This is a genomic window from Streptomyces sp. NPDC003077, assembly GCF_040611095.1.
Taxonomy (GTDB): Bacteria; Actinomycetota; Actinomycetes; order Streptomycetales; family Streptomycetaceae; genus Streptomyces.
This window is the reverse complement of the sequence record NZ_JBEXNM010000050.1, coordinates 39667-66311: the sequence shown is the minus strand read 5'-3', so window position 1 is coordinate 66311 and position 26645 is coordinate 39667. Positions and strand designations below refer to the sequence as shown.

Annotated in this window: 20 protein-coding genes; 8 read left to right on the top strand and 12 right to left on the bottom strand. The window is 74.0% G+C overall.

The genetic code is table 11. From position 1 onward, the window contains the following. Positions 1–217: 217 nt before the first annotated feature. The 5 genes from ABZX96_RS27550 to ABZX96_RS27530 form a co-directional block, all read right to left on the bottom strand. Positions 218–646, bottom strand: a complete 429-nt coding sequence (locus ABZX96_RS27550; RefSeq protein WP_355549554.1) for a nuclear transport factor 2 family protein — start codon at positions 644–646, stop codon at positions 218–220. A gap of 166 nt (positions 647–812) precedes the next feature. Further along, the gene (locus ABZX96_RS27545) at positions 813–2072 is read right to left on the bottom strand and encodes an FAD-dependent monooxygenase (protein ID WP_355549552.1); all 1260 of its coding nucleotides are present in this window, start codon (positions 2070–2072) and stop codon (positions 813–815) included. Beyond that, positions 2069–2827 (bottom strand): NAD(P)-dependent oxidoreductase, encoded by a 759-nt coding sequence (locus ABZX96_RS27540; protein ID WP_355549550.1) that lies wholly within the window; start codon positions 2825–2827, stop codon positions 2069–2071. The genes ABZX96_RS27545 and ABZX96_RS27540 overlap by 4 nt, the downstream gene beginning before the upstream one ends. A gap of 9 nt (positions 2828–2836) precedes the next feature. Beyond that, complete coding sequence (locus ABZX96_RS27535; RefSeq protein ID WP_355549548.1) at positions 2837–3850, bottom strand: Gfo/Idh/MocA family oxidoreductase; 1014 nt, start codon at positions 3848–3850, stop codon at positions 2837–2839. Further along, on the bottom strand, positions 3838–5217 hold the full coding sequence (locus ABZX96_RS27530; RefSeq protein WP_355549546.1) for an NDP-hexose 2,3-dehydratase family protein: 1380 nt from the start codon (positions 5215–5217) through the stop codon (positions 3838–3840). The genes ABZX96_RS27535 and ABZX96_RS27530 overlap by 13 nt, the downstream gene beginning before the upstream one ends. Positions 5218–5414: 197 nt before the next feature. Here ABZX96_RS27530 and ABZX96_RS27525 point away from each other — a divergent pair, with 197 nt between their 5' ends. From ABZX96_RS27525 to ABZX96_RS27510, 4 genes are all read left to right on the top strand, one after another. Then, on the top strand, positions 5415–5672 hold the full coding sequence (locus ABZX96_RS27525) for an acyl carrier protein (protein WP_355549544.1): 258 nt from the start codon (positions 5415–5417) through the stop codon (positions 5670–5672). Position 5673: 1 nt separating this feature from the next. Next, entirely contained in the window at positions 5674–6435 is a 762-nt protein-coding gene (locus tag ABZX96_RS27520) for an SDR family oxidoreductase (protein WP_355549542.1), read from the top strand. A gap of 48 nt (positions 6436–6483) precedes the next feature. Continuing rightward, positions 6484–7260: a cyclase family protein gene (locus ABZX96_RS27515; RefSeq protein ID WP_355549540.1), complete on the top strand. Its 777-nt coding sequence runs from the start codon at positions 6484–6486 to the stop codon at positions 7258–7260. Between the two features lie 958 nt (positions 7261–8218). Next, complete coding sequence (locus tag ABZX96_RS27510; protein ID WP_355549566.1) at positions 8219–9421, top strand: serine hydrolase; 1203 nt, start codon at positions 8219–8221, stop codon at positions 9419–9421. Between the two features lie 31 nt (positions 9422–9452). Here ABZX96_RS27510 and ABZX96_RS27505 read toward each other — a convergent pair whose 3' ends face one another. From ABZX96_RS27505 to ABZX96_RS27485, 5 genes are all read right to left on the bottom strand, one after another. Beyond that, positions 9453–10040, bottom strand: a complete 588-nt coding sequence (locus tag ABZX96_RS27505; protein ID WP_355549538.1) for a DUF309 domain-containing protein — start codon at positions 10038–10040, stop codon at positions 9453–9455. An 88-nt stretch (positions 10041–10128) separates the two neighbouring features. Then, on the bottom strand, positions 10129–11100 hold the full coding sequence (locus tag ABZX96_RS27500) for a hypothetical protein (RefSeq protein WP_355549564.1): 972 nt from the start codon (positions 11098–11100) through the stop codon (positions 10129–10131). Positions 11101–11369: 269 nt separating this feature from the next. Beyond that, positions 11370–12668 (bottom strand): MFS transporter, encoded by a 1299-nt coding sequence (locus ABZX96_RS27495; RefSeq protein WP_355549537.1) that lies wholly within the window; start codon positions 12666–12668, stop codon positions 11370–11372. A 19-nt stretch (positions 12669–12687) separates the two neighbouring features. Continuing rightward, positions 12688–13701, bottom strand: a complete 1014-nt coding sequence (locus ABZX96_RS27490; protein WP_355549536.1) for a metallophosphoesterase — start codon at positions 13699–13701, stop codon at positions 12688–12690. Between the two features lie 343 nt (positions 13702–14044). Then, entirely contained in the window at positions 14045–14389 is a 345-nt protein-coding gene (locus ABZX96_RS27485) for a DUF427 domain-containing protein (protein WP_355549534.1), read from the bottom strand. A gap of 505 nt (positions 14390–14894) precedes the next feature. Here ABZX96_RS27485 and ABZX96_RS27480 point away from each other — a divergent pair. The 3 genes from ABZX96_RS27480 (at position 14895) to ABZX96_RS27470 (ending at position 19307) form a co-directional block, all read left to right on the top strand. Continuing rightward, entirely contained in the window at positions 14895–16322 is a 1428-nt protein-coding gene (locus tag ABZX96_RS27480) for a glutamine synthetase family protein (protein WP_355549532.1), read from the top strand. A 23-nt stretch (positions 16323–16345) separates the two neighbouring features. Next, complete coding sequence (locus tag ABZX96_RS27475; protein WP_355549562.1) at positions 16346–17800, top strand: amidohydrolase family protein; 1455 nt, start codon at positions 16346–16348, stop codon at positions 17798–17800. A 244-nt stretch (positions 17801–18044) separates the two neighbouring features. Continuing rightward, the gene (locus tag ABZX96_RS27470; RefSeq protein ID WP_355549530.1) at positions 18045–19307 is read left to right on the top strand and encodes an MFS transporter; all 1263 of its coding nucleotides are present in this window, start codon (positions 18045–18047) and stop codon (positions 19305–19307) included. 148 nt (positions 19308–19455) lie between these two features. Here the strand turns inward: ABZX96_RS27470 and ABZX96_RS27465 are convergent, their stop codons facing one another. After that, positions 19456–21825 carry a phosphoketolase family protein gene (locus tag ABZX96_RS27465; RefSeq protein ID WP_355549529.1) on the bottom strand — a complete coding sequence of 790 codons (2370 nt, stop codon included), beginning with the start codon at positions 21823–21825 and terminating at the stop codon, positions 19456–19458. 918 nt (positions 21826–22743) lie between these two features. Here ABZX96_RS27465 and ABZX96_RS27460 point away from each other — a divergent pair. Beyond that, positions 22744–24135, top strand: coding sequence for an NADP-dependent succinic semialdehyde dehydrogenase (locus ABZX96_RS27460; RefSeq protein WP_355549527.1), 1392 nt, complete (start codon positions 22744–22746; stop codon positions 24133–24135). A gap of 158 nt (positions 24136–24293) precedes the next feature. Here ABZX96_RS27460 and ABZX96_RS27455 read toward each other — a convergent pair whose 3' ends face one another. Then, on the bottom strand, positions 24294–26507 hold the full coding sequence (locus ABZX96_RS27455; RefSeq protein WP_355549525.1) for a SpoIIE family protein phosphatase: 2214 nt from the start codon (positions 26505–26507) through the stop codon (positions 24294–24296). Positions 26508–26645 lie beyond the last annotated feature (138 nt).

The window sequence follows — 26645 nt, the reverse complement described above, 5'->3', positions numbered from 1 at the left end:
CCCGGCGGCCCGCAGCACGCCGCACAGATCGGAATAGCACACGACTGAACTCCAGACACCTGTATCACAAACTCTACATCGGACTACAAGGCTAAAAGCGGCGGGCGGGGGCTGTCGAGTCCCGCGGGGGGGGGGGCGGGCGGCGCGGCGGTTCTATTCGCGCGCGCCCGCCCCCCCGGCGGGGGGGCGGGCGGCGTCCCGGGTGCGGGGCCGCGGGTCAGAAGCCGTCCCGGGTGACCCGCCGGCTCCTGACCTGCCACCCGGAGCCCACCGGCACCAGGACGTCCTCGCAAACGCAGGAGCGGTGCAGCCGCGGGTCACCGCCCCGCGGCGTGGCGACGACCAGCGCGTAGCAGCGCACGTGAACCGTGCCGTCGTCCCGCGGGCTGATGTCGGTCATGCCGTGCCAGTGCCGGTGGGTCTCGCCGGAGCCGCGCCGCTCGGCGTGCGCGCGGCGCGCTCCCTCGGCCAGGGCGGCCCGGCCGCGGGTCGGCTCCGGCCGGCCGGGAAGGGCGAAGACCCCGTCCTCGGTGAAGGTCTCGGCCCACGCCTCGGCGTCGCCGTCGTCGAGCAGATGCAGGTGCCGGGCGTAGAACTGTTCGATGCCGGCGCGCAGCCGTTCCGGCGTCAACGTGGTGAGGGACATGTCGCGGTTCCTTTCGGGACGTTGCCGGTGCCGCGCCTTCGGGCACGGTCGTGCCGAGGCGCGGGCGGGGCGGTACGGGCAGGGGCGGCCGGGCCGTGCCTGGGGGCCAGGCCGGTACCGCGGGGGCGGGCCTTGGCCGGAGCCGGTTCGCGGTGCCGGGGGCGCATCAGGGCCGCGTCGGTACGGCGGGACGGAACAGGTCCGCCCGCACCCGCGCCCGCGGGTTCCCATGGGCGATGAGCCGGGTGACGCGGGACCCGATCGGGGTGCGCTGGATCAACGAGGCGAGCCGGGGCCGCACCGCGCGGGCCACCCGCCCCTGCGAGAGCATCGCCTTCGCCTGGATGCGCTGCATCTTCATCACCTGGTCGATGTCGCGGGAGCGGGGCGCCGTGTAGGCGGCGAGCCGCTCGGCCGTGACGTCACCGGCGCGCAGCGCGGCGGCCAGTACGGGGTGCAGCAGCGCCGCGTCCTGCAGGGCCAGGTTGATGCCCTGGGCGCCCAGCGGGCTGTGCGTGTGCGCGCTGTCGCCGATCAGGACCAGCCCGTCCCGCGCCCACTCCCGGGCGCGCCCGGCGAAGACGTCCAGGAGGGTGAGGTCGCCGAGCGAGGTGATCCGCTCGCGCACCAGGTCGGCGTGGTCGGGAACCGCCCGGCAGATCTCGTCCCTGACATGCGCGACACCGCGCGCGGCCAGCTCCGCGTACCCCTTGTGCGGCAGGGTCCAGCCGATCTGCAGGGCGTCGGGGTAAGAGGGGTGGACCAGTACCGGGCTGCCCGCGGAGCGGAAGACGCGGACCGCGCGGGGCCGCCGGCCGTGGGCCAGGGGAAGCTTGCACCACAGGACGTCGAACGTGAAGGCGTCGATCCGGTCGGCCTCGATGCCGGCCAGGCGCCTGGTCTTGGAGAAGCGGCCGTCCGCGCCCACCACACAGGCGGCGCGGACGGTACGGCGGCCCCGCGGGCCCGCCGCGATCATCCCCCGCACCGCGCCGCCGTCACCGGTCACCAGGTCGGTCACCCGGTGGCCGGCCAGCTCGTGGAAGCCGTCGAACCGGCGGCACCGCTCCAGGAGTTCGGTCAGGACGTGGCTCTGGGGGATGCTGAGCAGTGACGTGTACGGAGGGGGCAGCCGCCCGTAGTCGATGTCGAGCAGGACCCGGCCGCCCTCCACGAGCTGGAAGCGGTCCAGCGGGTACGCCCCGCGCGCGGTCGCCCCGGCCAGGCAGCCGAGCTGGTCGAGCAGGGCGAGGCCGCCCGGCTGAAGGATCTCCCCCCGGTACGCGCGGTCCAGGGAAGCGGAGCGTTCGACGAGGGCGACCCGGAATCCGCTGCGCAGCAGCAGCAGGCTGAGCGCCAGCCCGGCGGGTCCGCCGCCGACGACGCAGACGTCGCTGGTGCTGTCCGGGGTCGTCGTATCGGTCATGGCAGGGGCTCCCGGTCGGTGAGGTAGGCGTCGATGACCCGTTGGTAGTAGTCGGGGCCGAAGCCCCGTTCCCGTGTGGCGGAGGGCAGCAGCCGCCGGAGCCGGGCCGTGGAGACGGACCCCTCCGGTCGTACGTCGGTCACCTCGCGCTCCGCCACGGTCCCCAGCCGGCGCTCGACGTGGTCGACGATGTCCTCGACGGGGATCGCCCAGCCGGAGGCCAGGTTGACGGTCTGCCGCGAGGCGCCGAGCCGCAGCAGGGCATCGATGAGCGCCATGGCGTCGGCGGCGCCGATGAGGTCGCGGCGGGCACCGCGGTGGATCCGCACCCGGCCGCGGCGGACCTGGCCGACCAGGGACGGGAGGAACTGGTGCGGGCGCTGGGCGCGGCCCACCGGATAGGACAGGCGCAGCACGAGGTGGTCCGCTCCGGAGCCGCGAACCACCTCCTCCATGGCCAGTTTGTGCCGGCCGTACGGTGACGCGGGGCGGACCGGGCCGTCCTCGTCGGCCGTTTGGCGCGTGCCCCCGTATCCGTACAGCCCGGCGGAGGAGGTGGAGAAGTACAGCAGCAGCCGGCCGGTGCGCAGGCAGTCCCGGACGGTGTCGTAGAGGAGGCCGCTCTCCCGCGCGAAGTCCGCGTCCGCCGCGCCGTCGCCGCGGGAGACGCCGGCGGCGAAGGCGACGACGTGCGGGTGCCGGTCCGCGAGGGGGCGGAGGCTGTGCGCGAGGAAGCCGCGGCCGACGATGTCCATGCCGGGTCCCTACGCGGTCCGCGGCACCGCGGCACCGGCGGCGGTGACGGGGGCGGGCACCGGCGCGGCCGTGAGCCGGATGCCGTCCAGCAGTTCGGCCTGCCGGACGATCTGGTCGCCGTGCGCGGTGAAGTCCTCGGCGGACAGCACGGCCGAGGTGAACGCGGTGACGGTGTTGGCGAAGTGGTCGTCGGCCGGGAGCCGCAGCTCCCGCACCCGGTCCTGGCTCTCGACGCGCAGGACCGGCTGCCAATCGGGCGGCGGGGTGAAAGCACGGTCCAAAGTGAGCGTTCCCGTGCTGCCCCGCAAGCTGTAGCCGCACCGATAGGGGCCCGTCATCCCGAACGACAGCTGCGCGGTCACCGGCCCGGCGGCCAGCAGAGCCGCGCCGGACGTGTCCACGCCCGTGTGCGGATCGGTCACCAGGACGGATCCGACCGGGCGAAGTCCGCAGCCGCAGTGGAGCTGGGCCGCACGGACGGTGTACGCGCCCAGGTCCAGCAGGGCGCCGCCGCCGAGCTCGGGCCGGTGGCGGATGTCGTCCCCGGGCAGCGGGGGGATGGTGAACGTCGCCGTGAACGCCCGCGGTTCGCCGATGCGCCCGGCGTCCACCCACTCCCGTACGGTGCGGTGCGCCGAGTGGTGGAGGAACATGAAGCTCTCCATCAGCAGCAGTCCCCGCTCCCGGCTGAGGGCGACGAGGGCCCGGGCGGTGGGGGCGGTCACGGTGAGCGGCTTCTCGGCGAGCACGTGTTTGCCGGCGGCGAGCGCCCGCCCGATCCACTCGGCGCGCAGCCCGGCGGGCAGCGGCAGGTACACCGCGTCGACATCGGGCCGCTCCAGGAGCCGTTCGTACCCGGTGACGGCGTCACACCCGAAGGCGGCGGCGAACCGCTCGGCCTTGGCCGCGGAGCGGCTGGCCACCGCGGCGAGGCGGGCCCGCGGGTGGGACACCAGGGCGGGCAGCATCTTGCGCCGGGCGATCGAGGCGCAGCCCAGGACGCCGAAACTCACGCGGTCCATGCCCACCCCTTTTCCGGCGGCAGGGACTGGAGGCAGGTGACGAGGGTGCGCGCCTCCACGTCGACGTGGCCGCCCAGGCCGATGAACCGCTTGAGCTGGTCCAGCGGCACCCAGCGGTAGGCGTACGGAAGGTCCTCGGGGAAGGCGTCGTCGGCCTCGACGAGGAGATAGCGGTTGTCGCGCTCGTGGAACCGGCCGCCCTCTTCGGACAGCAGCGCCGAGTACAGCACGCGCTCCGGCGGCGCCGAGAGCACATGGCCGAGGAAGGGCGGCGGGTCGTCGAGACCGGTGTAGCCCTCCGTGACGCACTGCACGGTGGGGGCCAGCTCGACGGTGTCGAAGGTGCCGGGCTGGCTGAGTCCCTGGACGAGGACCTCGACGGTGCCGGCGGTCCGGCGGACGACGAAGGCGGCGAGCCCCCGGCGCCGGGCGGCCAGCAGCGGCTGGGTCCAACGGGTCACCTCGCGGTTGCCGGCGACGACGGAGGCGGCCACGACCGCGAGGTGACGGCCCGCGGTATGGGCGATCTCGTCGTCGTGGCGATGCCATCCGTCGACGCGTGACAGCGGGATGCGGGTCACCGTGCGCTCGTGGCGGGTCTTGAGTTCGGTGAGCCAGCTGAGGAGCTCCGGATCGGTGGGCGCCGTGCCGGGCGCCTGGCCGTCCGGGAGCGGCAGCGACGACAGGACGGTCCTCGCGTCCATGTTGACGAGGTTGTCCACGGAGAGCAGGTCGTGGATCTGCCCGAGCGTCAGCCAGCGGTAGTCGGGGTGCTCCTCGACGTCCTCGGTGGTCTCCACGACCATGTTGCGGTTGCGTTTGCGCAGGAAGCTGTCGCCCTGTTCGGACTGGAGCGCGTCCGCGAGGACGCGGCCCCGCCGCGGCCCCGTGAAGTGCTCGATGTAGCGCGTTCCGCGGCCCCGGTGGACCTTGGTGTAGTTGCTGCGGGTCGCCTGCACCGTGGGGCCCAACTGGAACAGCCCGATGTTCCCCGGCTCCATCTTGGCCTGCATCAGGAAGTGCAGGACGCCGTCGAACTCCTTGGCGAGGATGCCGAGCAGGCCCGTCTCCGGCTGGTTGATGATGGGCTGGACCCAGTCGGGCGCGCCCTCCCGCCGGACGCGCAGGCCTTCCACGGAGAAGAACCTGCCGGTGTCGTGCACCAGGTTCCCGGAGTCCGGCGCGAAGGACCAGCGGTCCAGCCGCGCGAACGGGATGCGCCGGACCTCGAAGGTGTGGGCGCCCCGCCGTTCGCCGAGCCATTCCGGCACGTCGTGGACACCGCCGAGCCGCGCCGAGTCGGCCAGCCGGCGCGCGACGCGGCCCGCGGCGTGCTCGCGTTCGGTGTGCGCTGGTGTCTGCGTCATCACTTCACCTGCCCGATCGCCCTGTGGGTGTGCGCCGTGGTGTGCCGCCGCACGGGCACCGAGCGTTGCCGCGGCGGGTCGAAACGGCCTCGAAGCGCGCTGGAGGGTTTTGCTCCACGTCGGCTTGAGCCCGGCTCCAGCGGTGGTCCGCACAGTGGCGACCAATATCCGCGTGCTGCCCGGGAGGTTCGGGAGGAATGACAGCCATGATGACGGTGGACGAGCTCATGAAGGTCATGCGGGCGGCGGCCGGCGGGGACGAGAACGTCGATCTCGACGGCGACGTCCTCGACGTACCGTTCGCCGACCTGGGATACGACTCGCTGGCCCTGCTGGAGACGGCCGTCCGGATCGAGCGCCGGCACGGTCTGCGGCTGGCCGACGACCTGGTGACCACCGCGAAGACCCCGCGGGAGTTCCTCGGATTGGTCAACGACGGCATGGAGGTGGGCTGACATGGTGGACGGTGCCGGGACCGCGTGGCAGGAGAAGGTGGCGCTGGTGGCCGGCGGCACCAGGGGCGCCGGGCTGGCCGTGGCCCGTGCCCTCGCCGCCCGGGGCTGCCGGGTGTATCTGGGGTACGCCCACGACAAGACCGCGGCCAAGGAGGCCGTGGCCGGCCTCGCCCCGTTGCCCGGCCCGGTGACCGCCCTCCGCGGCGATGTGACGGTGACGAGCACGCTGCCGCGGCAACTCGCCTGGTTGCGCCGGGAACACGGGCGGCTGGACATCTTCGTCCACAGCGTCGCCTCCTTCCACCGGATGAGCGCCGCAGCTCCCCGGCCGGAGGGCATCCGAGCGGACCTGACGGCCGCCCTGGCACCCCTGGTGCTGGGCGCACGCTCCTTGAAACGGGCCATGGCGGGCGGCCCGGGCCGCATCCTGGTCGTGACGAGCGAGGGCGCCCGGCACGTCGTCCCCGCCTACGTCAGCGCCGGCCTGGCGAAGGCGGCTCTGGAGGCGCAGGTGCGCTACCTGGCGGCCGAACTGGCGCCGTGCGGGATCACCGTCAACGCGGTGTCCACGGCGAAGCTGGACAAGGGCGGAGCGAACGGGGGGACGGAGGCGGTCCGGGCCCTGAGCCGGCGGACCCCGGCCGGCCGGCTGACGACGCCCGCGGACATCGCCGACGCCGCGGCCCTGCTCTGCTCGGACCGGGCCGGGTGGATCCACGGACAGGTGATCACGGCGGACGGCGGCCTGAGCCTGCTCGCCTGAGACCCGCCGGAACACGGCACCGCCACGAGGAGCGGAGGCAGGACACCCATGCGCATCATCGATCTCTCCACGCCCGTCGACGCGTCGGGCTGGGAACCGGAGCCGGTACAGCACCAGGTCATGACCCCCGCCGAGGGCGCGAAGCACATGAGCGAGGAGATGCGAACGCACTTCGGCGTGCGGTTCGACCCTGCCGCCCTGCCGGATCGGGAACTGCTGTCGATCGACACACTGACCCTCACCTCGCACACCGGCACCCACGTCGACGCGCCGTCGCACTACGGTTCCGTGGCCCGGTACGGGGACGGCCGGCCGCGCCACATCGACGCGTTGCCCTTGGAGTGGTTCTACGCCCCGGGCATGGTCCTGGACCTGACCGGCGCGGGGCCGGGCGCCGTGGACGCGTCGTTCCTCCGGGCGCGGCTGGACCGCGTCGGCCGGCTCCCGGATCCCGGCGACATCGTGCTGCTGCGCACGGGGGCCGACGCGCTGGCCGGCACCCCGGCCTACTTCACCGACTTCACCGGTCTGGACGCGTCGGCCACACACCTGCTGCTGGACCTGGGGGTCCGCGTGATCGGCACGGACGCGTTCAGTCTGGACGCGCCGTTCCGGCACATGATCGACCGGTTTCACCGGACCGGGGACAGAGGCGTCCTGTGGCCCGCGCACTTCGCCGGCCGGGACCGCGAGTACTGCCAGATCGAGCGCCTCGCCGGACTGGACGCGCTGCCGGGGCCGACGGGATTCACGGTCGCCTGCTTCCCGGTGAAGATCAAGGGCGCTGGTGCGGGCTGGACCAGGGCGGTGGCGCTCATACCGTGACCCGTGCCCCGTCCGGACGCCCGGTGGTGGGATGCCGGCGGGACGGAGCGAGGGCCCGGGCGGCCGGGTGGGGTCGTCGGCAGGGGCCAGGGCCGGGGCGAATCCGTCGTGCGGGGCCTGTCGCGGACGCGATTACCTGATCGTCTTTTGGATGCGGGGAAATTCGGCCGATCTCGTGGTGCGGAGGGAACGTCACCCAGTGTCACCCCGAGGTGAGGTGTCACCGGGCGAGGCCGGTGGGCGGAGTGTACGGCGAGGGTGAAGGACGGGGGCGGAGGTGTCGGGCCGGTGCGGATGGTTGCTTCGTCCGGCCGGACAGGAGGGGCCCGGGGTGGCGGCCCAGCGGCTGGAGCGCCGGGGAAAGGGCCTGGCGGGGCCGTGTGTGCGGTGCGCGGGGCGGAGGCCCGGGAGTGCCGTGGTGCCGGGCGGCGGACCGCCGGTACGGGGCGGTCGGTGGGCCCGTCGGGGCGTGGACGGTGTGGCGGCAGGGGGCGGATGAGAGAGGTCCGGTGGCGGGTGGAGGGATGGCTTGATCTCGTCGTACGGCGCGTGGCCTCTCGGGTGCGAACAAACTTTTGAGGCATATCCGTTCGCAGGTGCGGTAGAAAGGGTCGTGAGCCCGCCCGGTGTGCATCCCCCGTCGCACCGGGCGGGTCCTTCTTTTGTCCGGGTGCGGGTGAGGCGTTTCCCCCAGGCGGGTGGAGCGGTGGCTCCCGGGCGGGTCGGGGTGGGTGCCCCTCCGCCGGTGGCGCCGCCCGTCACCACCGGGTGCGCCGGTCGCCATGCCCCGTTCGCCACGTCGCGTCGACCGTCCGGTGTAGGCCCGACTGCGGGCGGACGCGGGCGTTCCTAGCGTGAGGGCATGGCTCATGTCCCCCTCTGGTCCAGGAAGTCCACCTCGTCCGGGGCGGCCCCGTCGTCCGTGAAGGATGCCGCGCGGCCCCTGCGGTGGGCGCGGATGGCGCTGCCCCGGGCGAGCGCCGTGCTGCCCCGAGTGGCCGCCGCGTCGGCGGCCGGTGCCGCGGTCGCCGTGGCGATGGTGTCCGTCACGTCCATACCGGGTGCGGCGCATGCCCAGGGGGCGGCGGGGAGAGGGCGGCGTGCGGCGGTGGTGGGGGAGGCGGCCGGGTTGCCGGGTGGGCTGTCCGCGCGGTCCTGGGTCGTCACGGACCTGCGGACGGGGGACGTGCTGGCGGCCAAGGACATGCACCGGCCGCTCGCGCCGGCGAGCACGCTCAAGACGCTGTTCGCGGTCACCGTCCTGCCCAAGTTCCGCCGGAACGCCGTGCATCGGGTGCGTCCGGAGGAACTGGCGGGCATCGGGGCGGGCAGCAGCCTGGTCGGGGTGGAGGAAGGGAAGCGGTACACGGTCGCGGACCTGTGGCGCGGTGTCTTCCTCAGTTCCGGCAACGACGCGGTGCGGGTGCTGGCCTCGATGAACGGCGGCTGGTCCGCCACAGCCAAGGAAATGCAGGCCAAGGCCAGGCAACTCGGGGCCCGGGACACCCATGTGGCCTCACCGGACGGGTACGACGCGCCGGGCCAGGTGTCCTCGGCCTACGACCTGAGCGTGTTCGCCCGCGCGGGGCTGGCGTACGCCGACTTCGCGGACTACTGCTCCACCAGGACGGCCAGGTTCCCCAGCGGGGGCGGACGCTCGTCCTACGAGATCCAGAACACCAACCGGCTGCTTCTGGGAGCCCCCGGCCTGGACCCCTACCCCGGGGTCATCGGGGTCAAGAACGGTTACACCAGCGACGCGGGCCAGACGCTCGTCGCCGCCGCCCGGCGTGGTGGGCGGACCCTCCTGGTGACCGTCATGAATCCGCAGAGCGGTGCTCCCAACGCCGTCTACCAGGAGGCGCGTTCCCTGCTCGACTGGGGATTCGGGGCCACGGGGGCGGCGGCCCGGCCGATCGGCACCCTCAACCTCAAGCGGGTGACCGGCGTGCCGCGCGCCCATGACGATCAGCGACCGCGTGTCGCGGCGCGGCCGGTCGCGGCCGAGGTCCGGCACGCGGAGCCGCACCGGTCGGCCGCGAGCGTGTGGGCGAGCGTCGCCGTCGCCGGGGCGCTGACGGCGGGCGCCGTCCTGGCGTGGCGGATGCACGTACGGGGGCAGCGGCGCGTGGAGGAGGACGGGGGGTCGGGGAGCAGCTGAGGGGCCGTGCGGGAGGCCCGTGTGCGGGCCGTCAGGAGTCCTCGTGGCGCTGGGAGACCGCCTGCCGCCGCAGACGCGGGGCGGATTCGGCGGCCGGTACCGGGTCCGGCGGGCGGCGCGCCGGGTCCGCGAGCCGCCCGGCCAGCGTGCGGGCCCAGCGGGACAGGCCGGGGACGTCGATGCCGTGCGGAGGCGCGTCCTCGTACGGAGTGATCGCGTCCGCACCCCGCAGCAGCAGGGACGCGCCGCCGGTCGCGTTGCCCCGGGCCGCGTGCGTCAGGCCCACGGCGAGCTGGGCGAGGCCCCGCCACAGGTGCCGCTCCGGGCCGGGGGCCGCCTTCCAGGCGTCCTCCAGCACCTCGTGGGCGTGGAAGGGCATCCCCGCGTCCAGCAGCCGCTGCGCCTCGGCGAGCGCCTCCGCGGGGGTGCGCGGTACGCCTTCGGGCTGCCGGGCGACGCCCGGCGAGCCGTACGGCAGCGGACGGCCCAGACCGTCGCGCGGCCGGGCGTTGCGGGCCCGGCCCTGCGGGTCGCGGTCCCGCTCGCCGCGCCGGCCGGCGGCGGGGTTCCCGGTGGGCCGGTCCGGGGACGGGTCGATGGGCTGCGTCGCGTCGTTCATGTCCTGATTGTGCGACACGTGGGGGTGAGGCGGAGCCGTTGCCGGTGCCGCTCGTGCGGGCCGGTGCCGGGGTGGTGCGGCTCGTCCCTCACCGCACCGGTGCCGGTGACGAGCCGCCCGGTACGCGGAGGGCGGGGGCGCCGCCGCCGTCGGCGGGGACGGTCCAGATGTCGCTGGCGCGGCCGTCGTCGCCGGGAAGGGCGTAGGCGAGGGTGTGGTCGTCCAGCCAGGCCGCCTGGTCGTCGACGCTGCGCCGCTCGGCCAGTGGCCGTTCTCGCAGGGTGCGCAGATCCAGCACGTACAGCCGCCACGGGTCGCGGGTGCCTTCCCGGACGCGCTTCTTGAAGGCGATGCGGGTGTTGTCGGGGGAGAGGGAGGGGCACTCGACGTTCTCCCGCAGGACGCGGGCCGACCAGGTCCGCATGTCGCCCTCGACGAGGTAGGTCTTCCCCTTCGTGGAGACGGTGGCGTAGAAGCGGTTGTCGTCCCGGGCGAAGGTGACGCCCCAGTAGTTGACGTCGGGGGAGTGGTACCGGCGGCCGTCGAGGGTGAGGGGGATCTCCTCCATGTTCTTGATGAGGTAGCCGGTGCGGGTGTCCAGGATGGACGTGCGGGTGGAGAAGGAGGACCCGGCGTACGAGTCGCCGGTGGCGAACATCGTCCAGGAGAGCATCCGTCCGGAGGCCGAGACGCGGGCCCGGTTGGGTATGCCGGTCAGCGCGATCCGGCGGGTGGGCCGCAGCCGCTCGTCCAGGACGACGGCGTACGCGGTCGGGGGGATGCCGGGGCGGCGCTGGAGGCACAGGCCGGTGCCGCCCGCCGCGTAGAACCGCTCGCAGGCGGGGCCGCCCGTGGTGCGGCGCTGCCCGCTCGCCGCGGCGGGCAGGTGGGCCACGCGGCCGTGCCCCTCCTGGGTGCTGCGGAAGTAGAGCCGACCGTGTTCCAGGCCGAACGCGGAGGGCGGATCGGCCGGTTCGGCGCGCCGGGCGGCGCCGACGGTGTAGACCACGGCGACGGTGGTGAGCACGGTGGTGGCGACCGCGATCGCGAGGATCCGCATCCGTGGGGAGAGGGATGCGGGGAACGCCTTCTTGGGTGGGGTGGCGTCCTGTTGCACGAGCGTCGTTTCGCTGGTGGTGGGTGGCTGTTTTGTGCCGGTGTTGCTGGTGGTGGGTGGCTGTTTTGTGCCGGTGTTGCTGGTGGTGGGTGGCTGTTTTGTGCTGGTGTCGCTGGTGGTGGATGGCTGTTTCGTGCCGGTCTCTCTGATGGTGGATGGCTGTTTCGTGCCCGTCTTCCTGGTGGCGGATGGCTGTTTCGTACGCATCCGGGTCACCCTTGCCTTTCCGAGGAGGTTTCCGAGGGGCGTTCCGGGCGTCTTCCCGGATGTCCTCCCGCGCGTTTTCGCGGGCCAGGGAGCAGGACGGTCGCGCAGATCAGGGCCACTGTCAGCGCCCCGGCTGCGGCGCCGAGCGCGGGACCGACGCCCCACAGCGTCCAGGCCGCGCCGAACCCGGCGGCGGCCAGCAGGCGGGCCAGGGCCTGACCGGTTTGCAGCAGCGCCAGCCCGCTCGCCCGCCGGGCGGCCGGCAGCAGGGGCCCGGCGAGCGCCATCAGCACGCCGTCCGTGGCCGCGTAGAAGACGCCGAGCAGCAGCAGGACGCCGGCCAGCAGCACGAGGCCGTTGCCGGTGACCAGCAGCAGGACGTACGCGCCGAGGAGCGCCGCGTGGCCCGCCAGGAAGGGCACGCGGCGGCCGATCCGGTCACCCAGCCGCCCGGCGGGCACCGCCAGCAGCAGGTACACCCCTGCGGCCCCCAAGGGAAGCAGCGGGAACCAGCTCACCGCGAAGTCCAGCCGCCGCTGGAGCATCAGGTACAGGAACGCGTCCCCGATGGTGGCCGCGCCCAGCAGCGCCGCCGCGCCCAGCACCCGGCGGAAGGCGGGGTCGCGCAGTGGTGCCAGCAGCCCGGCGCGGGGCGCGGCGGGCGCGGCCGGGAGCGGCGGCAGCGCGTCGCGCCCGGGGACGAAGGCGATCAGCAGCAGGACGCCCACGAGCCCGACGCAGAAGCTGACGACGAAGACGGCGTCGTACGCGTCGGCGGTGAGCCACAGCAGCGCGAACGCGGCGAGCGGCCCGAGGAAGGCGCCCGTGGTGTCCATGGCGCGGTGGACGCCGAACGCCCGGCCCAGCGCGTCCGGCGGACTGCTGAGCGTGATCAGCGCGTCGCGCGGGGCGGTACGCACGCCCTTGCCGATCCGGTCGGCGGCCAGCGCGGCGCCGATGCCCAGCGTTCCGCCACCGGCGAGCAGGAGGCCCAGCCGGGAGAGGGCGGACAGCGCGTAACCGGAGCCCGCGACGAGCTTGTGCCGGTTGCCGCGGTCGGCGGCGTGCCCGCCCAGGAGGCGCACGAGCGCCGTGACGCCGTTGTAGAGACCGTCCAGGAAGCCGAACTGGAGCGGGCTCAGGCCGAGATGGAGGACGAAGTACAGGGGCAGCACCGCCGTGACCATCTCCGAGGAGATGTCCGTGACGAGGCTGACGGTGCCCAGGGCGAGCACCGGTCCGGTGACGCGCCCGCGCGACAACTGGCGTGTCGCGCGGGTGGCGTCCGTGGTCGCGAGATACATCCTTGGTGATCCGGCCCGCTCAGCGGCACTGGTAGGACGGGCTGGTGTCCTTCGTCGAACCGTCCGTGCCGACGAGGTCCCAGGAGAAGCCGTTGTCGGTGAAGTTCAGCTTGACCACGCCGTAGGTCTTGGTGATCCGCTTCTGGCTGTTGGGCTGCACCTCCTCGATCTTGTACGGGCTGGCGCCGCCCATTCCGCCGAGCAGTTCGACCAGGCCGTTCTCGTCGGTGTTGCCGTCCGCGTCCTGCGGGGCGAACCGCTCGTAGTGGTGGTCGTGCCCGTTGAGGACGAGTTCGGCTTTGGCCTCTTGCAGGAGTTTCCACACGGGGCGGCCGACCGGATTGTTGCCGTGCTCGCCGGAGGAGTACAGCGGGTGGTGCCAGTAGGCGGCCACGCACTTCTTGGTGGTGGCGGCGAGGTCGGCCTTGAGCCAGTCGATCTGCGCCCGCTTGTCGAAGCTGTTGGAGTCCAGGGCGATGAAGTGCCAGTTGTCCTTGTCGAAGCTGTAGTAGCTGGTGCCCTTCGGGTAGGCGATGGCCCCGAAGTACGCCTTGTAGCCCGCCAGCGAACCGGCCGGGTCGTAGGTCTCGTGGTTGCCGGGGATCGGGCGGGTCTTGGCTTTGAAGGCGCCCCAGGTCTTGTCGTAGTACTTCTGGAAGTCCTTCAGGCGCGCGTCGTCGTACTGGTTGTCGCCCATGGTCAGGACGAAGCTCGGGTTGATCTTCTGGACCAGGGCGGCCGTCTTGGGGTGCGCGCAGGAACTGCTGCTCGCGGTGCACTGCTCGGCGATGTCCCCGGCGGCCACCACCGTGAACCCGGCGGCGCGGGCCGTGGGCGCGGCGTCCGCCCGGTCAGCGGGCGACCACAGCAGGGCGCCGCCGATCAGGGCGAGCGCCGCGCAGCCGGCGGCCGGGAGGCCGACGCGGGGGTTGCGCAGGCCCTTGCGGTGTGTGCCGGTGGCGCGTCGGCCTTCGTGGTCGGGGGCGGGGCCGGAAGTGGCGAGCGGTCTTTTGGCGCGGGGGAAGAGCGTCATGTCCGTCTCCTGGGTCGGCTGGGGATGCCGTCCCAGGCATCGTGACGAGCGGCCATGTACGCGTCAATGGACGAGCGGAAAATTGTTAGGAAACTTTCCTTCCTGGTGTGGGCGACCTGGGGGACCTGGGCTTATCCATGCGCGTCACGTCCGGGCTCGTGGGCCGATTGCCCCTCGCCCGGACGGAGTCGGGTGATCGGGTCGGTCTCCTGCCCTTCGGTCGGGCTGGGTTGGGGGCTCGGGCTTCGCTCTTCCGGTCGCGTTGGATTGGGGCTTGGGCTTCTCCCCTCCGGTCGCGCCGGGTTCGCGGTGCGACCGGCCTCCTCAGTCCTCCTGGTCCCCCTCAGTGCTCCTGGTCGTCGCTCGCGATCTCGACCTCGTAGAAGCAGAAGTGGTCCTTGATCGCGGCGACGTTGGGCTTCGGTTCGGGGTAGGCCCAGACGTCGTCCGTGCCGTGGGGAAGCGACCAGTAGGACGCCGTGCCTTTGAAGGGGCAGTGGGTGTGCGTGTCGGAAGGAGTGAGCAGGTCGGTGCGGACGTCCTCGGGCGGGAGGTAGTAGCGGACCGGCAGCCCGGTCTCGCGGAGGAGCAACGGGCGGCGGCTGTCGGCGACGACCTGTCCGTCGCGCACCACGCGGACGTGCTCCGAGCCCTGCTCGATGTCGATGCGGTGTCCCAGGGGAGCCATGTTTTTCTCGCCTTCGGTCGGTTCCAGTCGCTTTCGGTCTTCCGGTGCCGTTGATCTCCCGTCACCTTCGGCCGGTTCCACGGTGTCGGGGTTCCTTCAGGGTCGCATCCGGGAGGAAGTCAGGGTGTTCCCGGAGGGCGGCGGACGGGTGAACAGGCATCGTGTGCGTCATGACTTCTGCCTCGGCGTTCTCTTCGTCCTCCGCTCTCTCTTCCTCTTCGGCCCTCTGTGCTCCCTTCCTCTGCGCTTCCTTCTCTCGGCCTGATTCCTCGGCTTCCTCCGCTCGACGCCGGAGAAGGTTCGGAGGCACCGTCACGTCCGGTGGATCGCCGTTGGCATCGGGGTGACGGGCCCCGGGTGTGGAAGGGCGCCCCGGAGGAGAATGCGTAGGGTGCGAGTTCGACGGTCCGTGACCGGTCGGCGGTGCGCCGCGGGCGGGCGGGGCGCGAGCGGCTGACGGATCGTCAGGGAGTGGTCGGACAGCGGCGATGTGAGGACGGGCACGATGGGAACAAGGGACCCGGAGCAGTGGGCCGAGGCGCGGCAGGTGGCGGCTCGGCTGGATGCCGAAGGGGTGCGGACCGTGGCTCTGACCTGGGTGGACAACGCGGGCATCACCCGGGTCAAGGCCGTTCCGGTGCGGCGGCTGCCGCAGGCCGTGCGGCGCGGCGTCGGCATGTCCCCGGTCTTCGACGCCTACACGTCCGAGGACGCCACCGCACCCTCCGCACACCTCGGCGGTCCGGACGGTGACCTGCGGCTGTTCCCCGACCTCGACCGGATCACCGTTCTCGCGGCGCAGCCCGGGTGGGCCTGGGCCCCGGTGGACCGCTACGAGCAGCTCGGCGCCCCGCACCCGGCCTGCCAGCGCCAGTTCGCGCGCCGGATGACGGACCGGGCCGAGGCGGCCGGGCTGCGGCTGCGCATGGGGTTCGAGACCGAGTGGGTGGTGACGCGCGCCCCGGCCCCCGCAAACACCACGGCGTCGGCCGGGACGGATCCGGCCGGTCCGGCGGAGGGGGCGGACGCGCTGGAGTACCCGTGTGCCGGACCGGCGTACGGCATGACCCGCGTCGTCGAACTCTCCGACTACCTGCGGGACATCGCCGAGGCGCTGGCGCTCCAGGGCATCGACGTGCTCCAACTGCACCCGGAGTACGCGGCGGGACAGTTCGAGGTGTCCACCGCTCCCGCCGACCCGGTGCGGGCCGCCGACGAGGTGGTCCTGGTCCGCGAGACCGTCCGGGCGGTGTCCGTCCGCCACGGGCTGCGGGCCTCGTTCGCGCCCTCCGTCGTGGCGGGCGAAGTCGGCAACGGCTGCCACCTGCACCTCAGCCTGTGGCGTTCGGACGACAGCCTGCACCGCGAGGCCGGGGCGCAGTGGGGGCTGGCTCCGGACGCCGTACGGTTCCTGGGCGGTGTGCTGCACGCCCTGCCCGCGCTGCTCGCCATCGGCTGCCCCTCACCCGCGAGCTACCTGCGGCTGGCCCCCTCCCGGTGGGCCGGTGCCTACCAGTGCTGGGGCGTGGAGAACCGCGAGGCCGCGCTGCGCCTGGTCACCGGCGACCCCGACGACCCGGAGGGCGGCCACGCCGAGGTCAAGAGCTTCGACGCCGCCGCCAATCCGTACCTGGCTGTCGGCGCGGTCATCGCCGCCGGACTGCACGGCATGGCGGCGGGAGCCGCGCTGCCGCCGCCCGTCACCGGCGACCCCGGCCTGTGGGGCGTGCGCGAACGCGCGCGGCGCGGCATCGTCCGGCTCCCGGCCTCCCTCCCCGAGGCCGTCGAGCACCTGGAGAAGTCGGCGCCGCTCGCCGAGGCGCTGGGGGAGGTGCTGCTCGGGGCGGTCCTCGCGGTCCGCAGGGCCGAGGCGGCGCGGTTCGCCGGGAGCGCGGCCGGGGAGATCGCCGCCGCCACGCGCTGGAGGTACTGATGCCGGGGACGGCCGATCGCGCGATGGAGGGCTCGGCGGCGTGGGGCGCCCTGGGCCCGGAGCTGCCGCCGCTGGTGGATCACCACTGCCACGGGGTGCTGCGGGAGGCGCCGGGACCCGCCGGTTTCGAGGCGCTGCTGTCGGAGTCCGACCGCCCGGCCGCGAGGGGGACGACGTACTTCGACACCCAGGCCGGTTTCGCGGTGCGCCGCTGGTGTCCTCCGCTGCTCGGCCTGCCCGCGCACTGCCCACCCGAGGACTACCTCGCCCGCCGCCGCGAACTGGGTGAGCCGGAGACCAGGCGGCGGCTGCTCCGGGCCACCGGTATCGGCACCTACCTCGTCGACACCGGGCTCCCCGGGGTCCTCACCGGCCCTCGCGAGACGGCCGACGCCGGCGGCGGCAGCGGCCTGGAGATCGTCCGGCTGGAGCGGCTGGCCGAGCGGCTGGCCGCCGAGGTCATGAGGGGAGCGGGCGGCGCGAGCCCGGCGGAAGCCGGACCGGGCGCGTCCGGGGAAGGCGCGGGAGGGACGCGGTCGGGCCGGGGCGCGTCGCGGGAAGCGCGGAGGGTGCCGAGCGGCGAGGTCGTGCCGGGCGCGCCCGGGCCGGTGGCCGGGGAGGGGACGGGAGGAGCGTGGCCGGTCCGGGGCGCGCCAAGGGAGGCCGTTTCGCGACAGGGGGCGTCAGAGGAGGCCGTTTCGCGACCGGGCACGCCAAGGGACGCCGTTTCGCGACACGGGGCGTCGGGGAAGGCCGTTTCGCGACCGGGCGCGTCAGGGGAGGCCGCCGAGGTGTGGACGGCGAGGATCGCCGAGGCCGTGCGGGAGGCGGCCGGGAGCGCCGCCGGATTCAAGTCGGTCGCCGCCTACCGGCACGGGCTGGCCCTGGCGCCCGATCCCCCGGACCGGGGCGAGGTCACGGCCGCCGCCGCGCGGTGGCTCGCCTCCGGCGGGCGGCGCCTGACCGACCCGGTGCTGCTGCGCCACCTGCTGTGGCTCGCGGTCGCCACCGGCCGCCCCCTGCAACTCCACACCGGCTTCGGCGACCCGGACCTGCGGCTGCACCAGGCCGACCCCGCGCTGGTGACGGACTTCCTGCGGGCCACGGCCGACACCGGCACGGACGTGATCCTGCTGCACGGCTACCCGTACCACCGCCACGCCGCCTACCTGGCGAGCGTCTTCCCGCACGCCTACGCGGACGTCGGCCTGGCCGTCTCCCACACGGGCCCGCGGGCCGAGGAGGTGCTCGCCGAGTTCCTGGAGCTGGCCCCGTTCGGCAAGCTCCTGTTCTCCACCGACGCGCACGGCCTCCCCGAGCGGTACGTCATCGGCGCCGCGCTCTTCCGTACGGCGCTGGGCGGGGTGCTGAGCGGCTGGGTCCGCTCCGGAGCCTGGTCGGCCGCGGATGCCGGGCGTGTCGGCGCGCTGATCGCGGCCGGCAATGCGCGCCGGGTGTACGGCCTCGGGGAGGACTGAGGGTTCGGGCAGGTCGCGCCCGCCGGTCCCCCTGCCTGCTGGTCCGTCGGCCGGTCCGCCGCCTGCCGGACCGTCGGTCGTCGCCGGTGGCGCGGTGGCGGGTGGCGGGTGATTCTTGGGTGCCGGTGAACGCCGGGGGCGTTGTCCTCAATCGCCGGACGGGCTTGATTTTGCCGCCCCCCGGCCCTTATCCGTAAGGACCGTTTGCGCTGGACGTGCTTTACACTGCCGCGTGCCTCCAACCGTGACTGATCAACCCCGCCCACCACTCCGATCCCGAATATTCGCCGACATCACGCCGCTGCGGACCTCCCCCGACTACCGGCGTCTGTGGTTCGGCAACACCGTCTCCTGGATGGGCCAGCAGATGACCGCCCTGGCGGTGTCCCTGCAGGTCTACGCGATCACCGGGTCCACCTTCTCGGTCGGACTCGTCGGCCTGTGCTCGCTCGTCCCGCTGATCGTCTTCGGGCTGTACGGCGGTGCCATCGCGGACACCGTGGACCGCCGCAAGCTCGGTCTGGTGAGCGCGGGCGGTGCCACCCTGATGTCCGTCGTCCTCGCCGGCGCGGCGCTGCTCGGCTTCCGGCAGGTCTGGCTGCTGTATACGGTCGTCGCGCTCCAGGCGGTCTGCTTCGCCATGAACTCCCCGGCCCGGAGTTCGATGATCCCGCGCCTGCTGCCCCCGGAGCAGCTCCCCGCGGCCAACGCGCTCAACTCCCTGACCAGCAACCTCGGGTTGATGGGCGGTCCGATGCTGGGCGGGGTCATCGTCGGGCTGTGGGGGTACCAGGCGGCGTACCTGATCGACGTCGCCGCCTTCACCGGCTCCCTCTACGCCATGTGGCGGCTGCCCGCCATGCGCCCCGAGCACGACGGTGACGGGCCGCGGCGCCGCGCCTCCGTCCTGGACGGCCTGCGCTTCCTGGCCACCCGTCCCAACCTGCGGATGACCTTCTTCTCCGACATGGCGGCCATGGTGCTGGCCCAGCCGCGCGCCCTGTTCCCGGCGGTGGCGGCCCTGTGGTTCGGGGGCGACGCCAAGACGGTCGGCCTGCTCGTCGCGGCCCCGGCGCTCGGCGCGGTGCTGGGCGGGCTGTTCTCCGGCTGGCTGGGCGGCATCCGCCGGCACGGGCTGGCCATCATGCTGTCCGTCGCCGCCTGGGGCGCCGCCATCGCCGCCTTCGGGCTCGCCCGGCACCTGTGGCTGGGGCTGTTCTTCCTGGCCGTGGCGGGGTGCGCGGACACCATCTCCATGGTGTTTCGCAGCACCATGCTCCAGGCCGCCACGCCCGATCAGATGCGCGGCCGACTGCAGGGCGTGTTCATCGTCGTGGTCGCGGGCGGGCCGCGGCTGGGGGACTTCCTGGCCGGTTCGGCGGCCGACCTCGCCTCGCCGGCCGTGGCGATCGTCGGCGGCGGTCTCGCCTGTGTCCTGGTGGTGGCGCTGCTCGGCCTCGGCCGCCGCGATTTCCTGCGCTACGACGCCCGCGACCCCAAGCCCTGAGGCACTGAGCGGACGACGGGCGGCCCTTCACCGCGCCTGCGGTGCCCAAGGCCGGTCCCTCCCCCGGGACCCGTCGCCCCGCCCCGCCGGGACCCTCACCGCGCTCCGCGGCCAATCCGGGCCGGAGCCCCGCCCCCGTCCGGCCCTGTCACCCCGGCCAGCGCCACTCCGCCACCTCCGGCAGATCCGTGCCGTGCGCGCGGATCCAGCCGTGGTGGCGGTAGCGGACGTCCGCCATCGCCTGGCGCACGCCGGCGGCCCGGACGGACAGGCCCGGGACGCGGTCGATGACGTCCATGACCAGCCGGTAGCGGTCCAGGTCGTTGCGGACGACCATGTCGAAGGGCGTGGTCGTCGTCCCCATCTCCTTGTAGCCGCGGACGTGCAGGTTCGGGTGCACGGCCCGCCGGTACGCCAGGCGGTGGATCAGCCACGGGTAGCCGTGGTACGCGAAGATCACCGGCGTGTCCGGTGGCAGCAGCGCGTCGAACTCCCGCTCCGTCAGGCCGTGCGGGTGCTCCTCGTGGGGCAGCAGCCGCGTCATGTCGACGACGTTGACGACCCGTACGGCCAGGTCGGGCAGGTGCGTCCGGAGCAGCGACGCGGCGGCCAGCACCTCCTGCGTCGGAACGTCGCCGGCGCAGGCGAGCACCACGTCGGGCCCCTGCCCGGGCCGCTCGGTGCCGGCCCACTCCCAGACACCGGCGCCCCGCGCGCGGTGGGCCCGCGCCTGTTCGATGTCCAGCCAGTCGAAGCAGGGCTGCTTGCCGGCCACGACGACGTTGACCACGTCGCGGGTGCGCAGCACGTGGTCGGCGACGGCGAGCAGGGTGTTGGTGTCCGGCGGGAGGTAGACCCGCACCTCGTGCGGGCTCTTGTTCAGGATGTGGTCGACGAAGCCGGGGTCCTGGTGCGAGAAGCCGTTGTGGTCCTGCCGCCAGACGTGCGAGGTCAGCAGGTAGTTCAGCGCCGGAACGGGGGCCCGCCAGGGGATCTCGCGGGCCGTCCGGATCCACTTGACGTGCTGGCTGACCATGCTCGCGACGATGTGAGCGAACGCCTCGTAGGACGAGAAGAGGCCGTGCCGCCCGGTGAGCAGGTAGCCCTCCAGCCAACCCTGGCACAGGTGCTCGGAGAGGACCTCCATCACGCGTCCGTCCCGCGCCAGGTGCTCGTCGGTCGGCAGCACGTCCGCCTGCCACGCCTTGCCGGTGGCGTCGTACACGTCCTGGAGCCGGTTGGACGCGGTCTCGTCCGGGCCGAAGAGGCGGAAGTCGCGGCGGTCGGCGGTGCGTTCCATCAGGTCGCGCAGCAGGCCGCCGAGGATCCGGGTCGGCTCGTGGGAGCGCGCGCCCGGCCGGTCGACGGGGACGGCGTACCGCTCCGGCTCGGGCAGCGGCAGCGTGCGGGCCAGCCGCCCGCCGTTGGCGTGCGGTGAGGAGCCGAGCCGCCGGTCGCCCTCGGGGACGAAGGCCAGGACGTCCGGTCGCGGGCGCCCCGCCCTGTCGAAGAGTTCCTGCGGGGCGTACGAGCGCAGCCAGGCCTCCAGTTGCTGCCGGTGCGCCTCGTTCTCCCGCACCCCGGACAGCGGGACCTGGTGGGCGCGCCAGGTGTTCTCGACGGGCTTGCCGTCCACCTCGGACGGTCCGGTCCAGCCCTTGGGCGTGCGAAGCACGATCAGGGGCCAGCGGGGGCGGGTCCGCTCGCCGCCCTCGCGCGCGGCGCGCTGGATCGCGTGGATCCGGTCCAGGGCGGTGTCCATCGCGGCGGCCAGCGCCCGGTGCACCGCCGCCGGGTCGTCGCCGCCGACGTACAGGGGCTCGTGGCCGTAGCCGCGCAGCAGCGCGTCGAGTTCGTCCTCCGGAAGCCGGGCGAGCACCGTGGGGTTGGCGATCTTGTAGCCGTTCAGGTGCAGGACGGGCAGGACGGCGCCGTCGTGCACCGGGTCCTGGAACTTGTTGGCATGCCAGGAGGCCGCCAGCGGCCCCGTCTCCGCCTCGCCGTCCCCGATCACGCAGACCACCAGCAGGTCCGGGTTGTCCAGCGACGCCCCGTACGCGTGCCCGAGCGCGTACCCCAGCTCGCCGCCCTCGTGGAAGGAGCCGGGCGCGTCGGGCGCGGCGTGGCTGGGCACTCCGCCGGGGAACGAGAACTGCCGGAACAGCCGGGCCATCCCGGCGGCGTCCCGCCCCAGATCCGGGTCCAGCTCCCCGTAGGTGCCCTCCAGCCAGGCCCCGGCGAAGACGGACGGCCCCCCGTGCCCGGGCCCCCACACGCACACCGCGTCCTGGCCGCGCTCGCTGATCAGCCGGTTGACGTGCGTGTAGACGAGGTTGAGCCCCGGACAGGTGCCCCAGTGGCCCAGCAGCCTGGGCTTGATGTGCTCGGGGCGCAGCTCCTCGGTGAGCAGCGGGTTCCCGGTGAGGTAGATCTGCCCGGCGGCGAGGTAGTTCAGGGCCCGCCAGTGCGCGTCGAGCTGGTGCAGGTCGCTCTCGGTGAGTGGCTGGGGGGAGTCCATGGGGCCTCCGTACGGCAGCGGCGTTCGGCGATCGTGGATCGCCTCTCCACCGTACGAGCGGTTATGCGGGTGTGCCGCGCCGAACGACGGGCTGGGTGAGCCGGGCGCCGGGCGGGGTGAGCCGGACGCCGCCGGGCCCCGCCGCACCGGCTCCGGGTGGACACACGGGCGCGGCGCCGGGAGGCACCAGCTCACGGATATCTTTCGCACGCCGGTGCGATAGAGCGGCGAAACCCGGGTACGGGGGCAGGAGCCGTTCATCCCTCGTCACGTTCCGGAGGTTGCCGCCGTGGAACACCGTTCGCGCCCGACCCGCACGCCCGGCCCGGCCCCGGAGCCGGTCCCGGCCCGCACGCCCGCCCCGGGCCCCGGCCAGGCCCCCGTCCGCACGCCCGTCCCGGCCCCCGAACCGGGCCCGCCCCGCGCCCCGATCCCGCCCCGCGAGGACGTGCGGCCCGCCCCCTCGGCACCCGCCCGGCACCGCGAACCGGCCCCGCCCGTGCCGCCCGCGCCCACCCCGCCGCCGGGTCCCGGAGGCCCGGAGCCGGGCCCGGCGCCCGGGCCGATGCCCGGCCCGCCCGATCCCGTGCCGCCGCCCCCGGTGCCGCGCCCGCCGACACCCAACCCGGACCCGATCCCCGATCCCTCCCCGGCACCGGGGCCGCTGACGTAAGGCACCCGCGCACGTAAGACACCCGCTGACGCGAGGCACCCGCCCACGTAAGGCACCGGCACCAAGGACGCCGGCAAAGGACGCGCTCCCTATGGGCGCTCCCTATGGACGCGCCCACCAGGACGCGCCCCATATGGACGCGTCCACCTGCCCGCGCCCCTAAAGACGCGCCGCCCGTTCTCCCGTCACCCTGAAAGCCACCGGGCAACCGGCCCGGCCACCCGCTTCCCTCAGGAGGTGCTCCCATGGCCATCGCCACGGTCAACCCGGCCACCGGCGAGACGCTCAAGACCTTCGACGCGTACGACGCGGGGAAGATCGAAGACCGCCTGGCCCGGGCCGAGGAGGCGTTCCGCGCCTACCGCGGCACGTCCTTCGCCCAGCGCAACGAACTGCTGCGCCGGGCCGCGGACCTGCTGGAGGCCGACCAGGACGACATCGCCCGCACCATGACCACCGAGATGGGCAAGCCGCTGGGCGCGGCCGTCGCCGAGGCCGCCAAGTGCGTCAAGGCCATGCGCTGGTACGCGGAGCACGCCGCGGACCTGCTGGCCGACGAGCACCCCGACCCCAAGGACGTCAAGGACTCCGGCGCCGAACGGGCCTACGTGCGCTACCGGCCGCTGGGCCCGGTCCTCGCGGTGATGCCGTGGAACTTCCCGCTGTGGCAGGTGATGCGGTTCGCCGCGCCCGCCCTGATGGCGGGGAACGTCGGCCTGCTCAAGCACGCGTCGAACGTGCCGCAGACGGCCCTCTACCTGGAGGGGCTGTTCCACCGGGCGGGCTATCCGGAGGGCTGTTTCCAGACCCTGCTGGTGGGGTCCAGCGCCATCGAGGACATCCTGCGCGACCGCCGGGTGGCGGCGGCCACGCTGACCGGCAGCGAGGGCGCGGGGCGCTCGGTCGCCGCCGTCGCCGGGGACGAGATCAAGAAGACGGTGCTGGAGCTGGGCGGCAGCGACCCCTACCTCGTCCTGCCCTCGGCCGACGTCGACCGGGCCGCGTCCACCGCCGTCACGGCGCGCGTCCAGAACAACGGCCAGTCCTGCATCGCCGCCAAACGGTTCATCGTCCACACGGACGTCTACGACGCCTTCACCGAGCGGTTCACCGAGCGGATGGCGGCGCTGCGGGTGGGCGACCCGATGCACGGCGACACCGACGTCGGCCCGCTGGCCAGTGAGCAGGGCCGCGCGGACCTGGAGGAACTGGTCGACGACGCGGTCCGCCGGGGCGCCACGGCCCGCTGCGGCGGACAGCGGCCACCGGACCTCAAAGCCGGCTGGTTCTACGAGCCCACCGTCCTGACCGACGTCACCCGGGACATGCGCATCCACCACGAGGAGGCGTTCGGCCCCGTGGCCGCCGTCTACCGGGTGGCGGACCTGGACGAGGCGATCGAGGTCGCCAACGACACCACCTTCGGGCTCAGTTCCAACGCCTGGACCCAGGACACGGCCGAGCAGGGGCGCCTGGTGCGCGACCTGGAGGCCGGCGGGGTCTACTTCAACGGGATGACGGCCTCCCACCCGGCGTTCCCGTTCGGCGGCGTCAAGCGCTCCGGTTACGGGCGCGAGCTGTCCGCGCACGGCATCCGGGAGTTCTGCAACGTGACGACGGTGTGGTACGGAGCGTGACGGTGCTCGGCCGGCGGTGCTCGGGGAGGCGCCGGGGCCGTCGGCCGTTCGTCGCGGCGGGTGAGCCCCGGGCCGTCACGCCCGCCGCCGCGCCTGCCCCGCCCGTAAGTGAGCCCCGGGCCGTCACCCCCGCCCTCCGCCCATAAGGCGCCCCCCGCTCACTCCCCGTTGTCCGGCACCTCGAACTCGCACCACAGCGCCTTGCCCGCGCCCCGCGGCTCCGCGCCCCAGTCCGACGAGAGCGCCTGCACCAGGAGCAGTCCGCGACCGGAGGTGGCGGTCTCGCCCGGGGCGCGGACCTGGGGGAGTTCGCTGGAGCGGTCCTCGACCTCCAGCCGGATGCGGCGGGGCGTGCAGTCCATCAGCTCCATGCACACCAGCGCGCCGCTCTCGGTGTGGGTCAGCGCGTTGGTGATCAGTTCGGTGGCCGCGACCTCGATGTCGTACGCCACTTCGCCCGCCCGCCACTGGTCCAGCGTCCGGCGCAGTGCCGAACGGACCTCGGCCGCGCCCGCCGGGTCGGCCTGGTGGACGCGCAGCCGCAGGCGGGGCTGGCCGTTCTCGCCCGGGCACGGCGAGCGGCGCAGCAGGAGCAGCGCCATGTCGTCGTCCGAGCCGGAACGCGCCCACAGGTCGTCCGACAGCTCGTCGGCCAGCGCGTCCACGTCCGCGGGGCCGTTCTGGACGGCGGTGGTCAGCGCCTTGATGCCGACGGAGATGTCCTCGCCGGGGCGTTCCACCAAGCCGTCGGTGCACAGCAGCAGCGTCGAACCGGGCTCCAGGAACAGCTGTGTCTCGGGGAAGTGGTCGTGCCCGAAGGAGGAGGCCAGGCCCAGGGGCAGGCCGCCGCGGGTGGCCGGCCAGTCGTAGCGCCCGTCGCCGTCGCTTATCATCGGCCCCAGGTGGCCCGCCCGCGCCACGTACAGCGCGCCGCACTCCAGGTCGGCCTGGACGTAGGTGCAGGTGGCGAAGCGCTCGGTGTCCAGCTCCGCCAGGAAGCGGGAGGCGCGGACGAGCACCGTCTCCGGGGTGTGGCCCTCCGTCGCGTACGCGCGCAGCGCGATGCGCAACTGGCCCATCACCGCCGCCGCGTGGGTGTCGTGGCCCTGCACGTCACCGATGACCAGGCCGATGCGGCCCTGCGGCAGCGGGATCACGTCGTACCAGTCGCCGCCGATGTCCCGGCCGGTGCGCGCCGCGTGGTAGCGCACCGCGACCCGGCCGCCCGCCACGGAGGCCACCCGGCGCGGCAGCATCGTCTCCTGGAGCTGCCGCGCGAACTCGCGCTCCTGGTCGAAGAGCATGGCCCGTTGCAGCGACTGCGCGACCACGCCCGCCAGCGCCAGCGCCAGGTTGCGGTTGTCCACCGACGGCGCCCGCGGCTTGTTGTGGAACAGGCCCAGCGCGCCCACCACCCGGTCCTGCGCCACCAGCGGCAGAACGGCCGCGGCCCCCGCGGGCAGGCAGCTCGCGTGCGGACGCAGCCGCGGGTAGCGGTCGAGCAGTTCGTCCCGCGAGGTGGCGAAGAAGGGGCGCCGCGTCAGCACGGCGTCCGACAGGGGGTACGTGGGGTCGATGGGGGCCCGCATCACCTCGTCCGGGGGCTCGGCGGGCAGCCCCGTCGCGGCGATGACCTGGAAGGTCAGGTGGTCCGACAGCCCCAGGATCAGCGCGTCCGCACCGAACCGCCGGGCCCCGCCGATGCCGGTCAGCACCTGCGTCACGTCCTCGACGGACAGCGCCCGGGACAGCTCCGCGGTCGTCTGCTGCACCAGCACGGTCCGCCGCTCCCGGTCCTCGCGCACCCCGCGCGGCACCGGCGAGTCGGTCAGCTCGGCCGCCGCCTCCCGGACGATGCCCACGACGCGGTACGGACGGCCGTGCTCGTCCCGCAGCACCCGGCCCTGGGTGTGCGACCACTGCGCGGAGCCGTCCCGGCGGTGGACCAGGAAGTACGACGCGTAGGTGGGCAACTCCTCGTGGAGCGCGCGGGAGAGCGCCGAGTCCAGCCGCTGGCCGTCCTCGGGCTCGACCCGGGAGGAGAGGGACAGCGGTGACCCGTCGAACTCGTCCTCCGTCACGTCGAAGACCTCCAGCGCGCCGGCGTCGAGCTCCATGACGCCGCGGACCAGGTCCCAGTCGAAGGTGCCCATGCGGTTGAGGACCAGCCGCTCCTGAAGGGGGATGGGGCGGCGCTCGGGGCCGTGCGGGGGACGGTCGGGGGAGGGGCGGTCGCCCTGCCGAGGGGCGCCGCCGTCCCACCGGCCGGGGCGCGGTGTGCCGGGCGCGGGCTGCCCGGGGCGTGGCTCACCCGGCGGCCGGGGGCCGCTCGGGTGGCCGCCGCCCGGCGGCCTGCCGTCCCGTTCCGTCATGGCGCGCTGCCCCTCCGTTCGGTGGTTCCCGCCGTCGCGGGCGCTGCCGGGGGCGACCGGCGGTACGGGCCCGGGAGAGGCGGGTCGGCCGCTTCCGGGGCGGGGTCGCCACCCGTACCGCGCGTCCGGGTGCCGGAA

Excerpts from the sequence above, each read along its gene's own strand:
- ABZX96_RS27550 (WP_355549554.1), bottom strand. The coding sequence starts at position 646 with ATGTCCCTCACCACGTTGACGCCGGAACGGCTGCGCGCCGGCATCGAA.
- ABZX96_RS27545 (WP_355549552.1), bottom strand. The coding sequence starts at position 2,072 with ATGACCGATACGACGACCCCGGACAGCACCAGCGACGTCTGCGTCGTC.
- ABZX96_RS27540 (WP_355549550.1), bottom strand. The coding sequence starts at position 2,827 with ATGGACATCGTCGGCCGCGGCTTCCTCGCGCACAGCCTCCGCCCCCTC.
- ABZX96_RS27535 (WP_355549548.1), bottom strand. The coding sequence starts at position 3,850 with ATGGACCGCGTGAGTTTCGGCGTCCTGGGCTGCGCCTCGATCGCCCGG.
- ABZX96_RS27530 (WP_355549546.1), bottom strand. The coding sequence starts at position 5,217 with ATGACGCAGACACCAGCGCACACCGAACGCGAGCACGCCGCGGGCCGC.
- ABZX96_RS27525 (WP_355549544.1), top strand. The coding sequence starts at position 5,415 with ATGACAGCCATGATGACGGTGGACGAGCTCATGAAGGTCATGCGGGCG.
- ABZX96_RS27520 (WP_355549542.1), top strand. The coding sequence starts at position 5,674 with ATGGTGGACGGTGCCGGGACCGCGTGGCAGGAGAAGGTGGCGCTGGTG.
- ABZX96_RS27515 (WP_355549540.1), top strand. The coding sequence starts at position 6,484 with ATGCGCATCATCGATCTCTCCACGCCCGTCGACGCGTCGGGCTGGGAA.
- ABZX96_RS27510 (WP_355549566.1), top strand. The coding sequence starts at position 8,219 with ATGGCGCTGCCCCGGGCGAGCGCCGTGCTGCCCCGAGTGGCCGCCGCG.
- ABZX96_RS27505 (WP_355549538.1), bottom strand. The coding sequence starts at position 10,040 with ATGAACGACGCGACGCAGCCCATCGACCCGTCCCCGGACCGGCCCACC.
- ABZX96_RS27500 (WP_355549564.1), bottom strand. The coding sequence starts at position 11,100 with ATGCGGATCCTCGCGATCGCGGTCGCCACCACCGTGCTCACCACCGTC.
- ABZX96_RS27495 (WP_355549537.1), bottom strand. The coding sequence starts at position 12,668 with ATGTATCTCGCGACCACGGACGCCACCCGCGCGACACGCCAGTTGTCG.
- ABZX96_RS27490 (WP_355549536.1), bottom strand. The coding sequence starts at position 13,701 with ATGACGCTCTTCCCCCGCGCCAAAAGACCGCTCGCCACTTCCGGCCCC.
- ABZX96_RS27485 (WP_355549534.1), bottom strand. The coding sequence starts at position 14,389 with ATGGCTCCCCTGGGACACCGCATCGACATCGAGCAGGGCTCGGAGCAC.
- ABZX96_RS27480 (WP_355549532.1), top strand. The coding sequence starts at position 14,895 with ATGGGAACAAGGGACCCGGAGCAGTGGGCCGAGGCGCGGCAGGTGGCG.
- ABZX96_RS27475 (WP_355549562.1), top strand. The coding sequence starts at position 16,346 with ATGGAGGGCTCGGCGGCGTGGGGCGCCCTGGGCCCGGAGCTGCCGCCG.
- ABZX96_RS27465 (WP_355549529.1), bottom strand. The coding sequence starts at position 21,825 with ATGGACTCCCCCCAGCCACTCACCGAGAGCGACCTGCACCAGCTCGAC.
- ABZX96_RS27460 (WP_355549527.1), top strand. The coding sequence starts at position 22,744 with ATGGCCATCGCCACGGTCAACCCGGCCACCGGCGAGACGCTCAAGACC.
- ABZX96_RS27455 (WP_355549525.1), bottom strand. The coding sequence starts at position 26,507 with ATGACGGAACGGGACGGCAGGCCGCCGGGCGGCGGCCACCCGAGCGGC.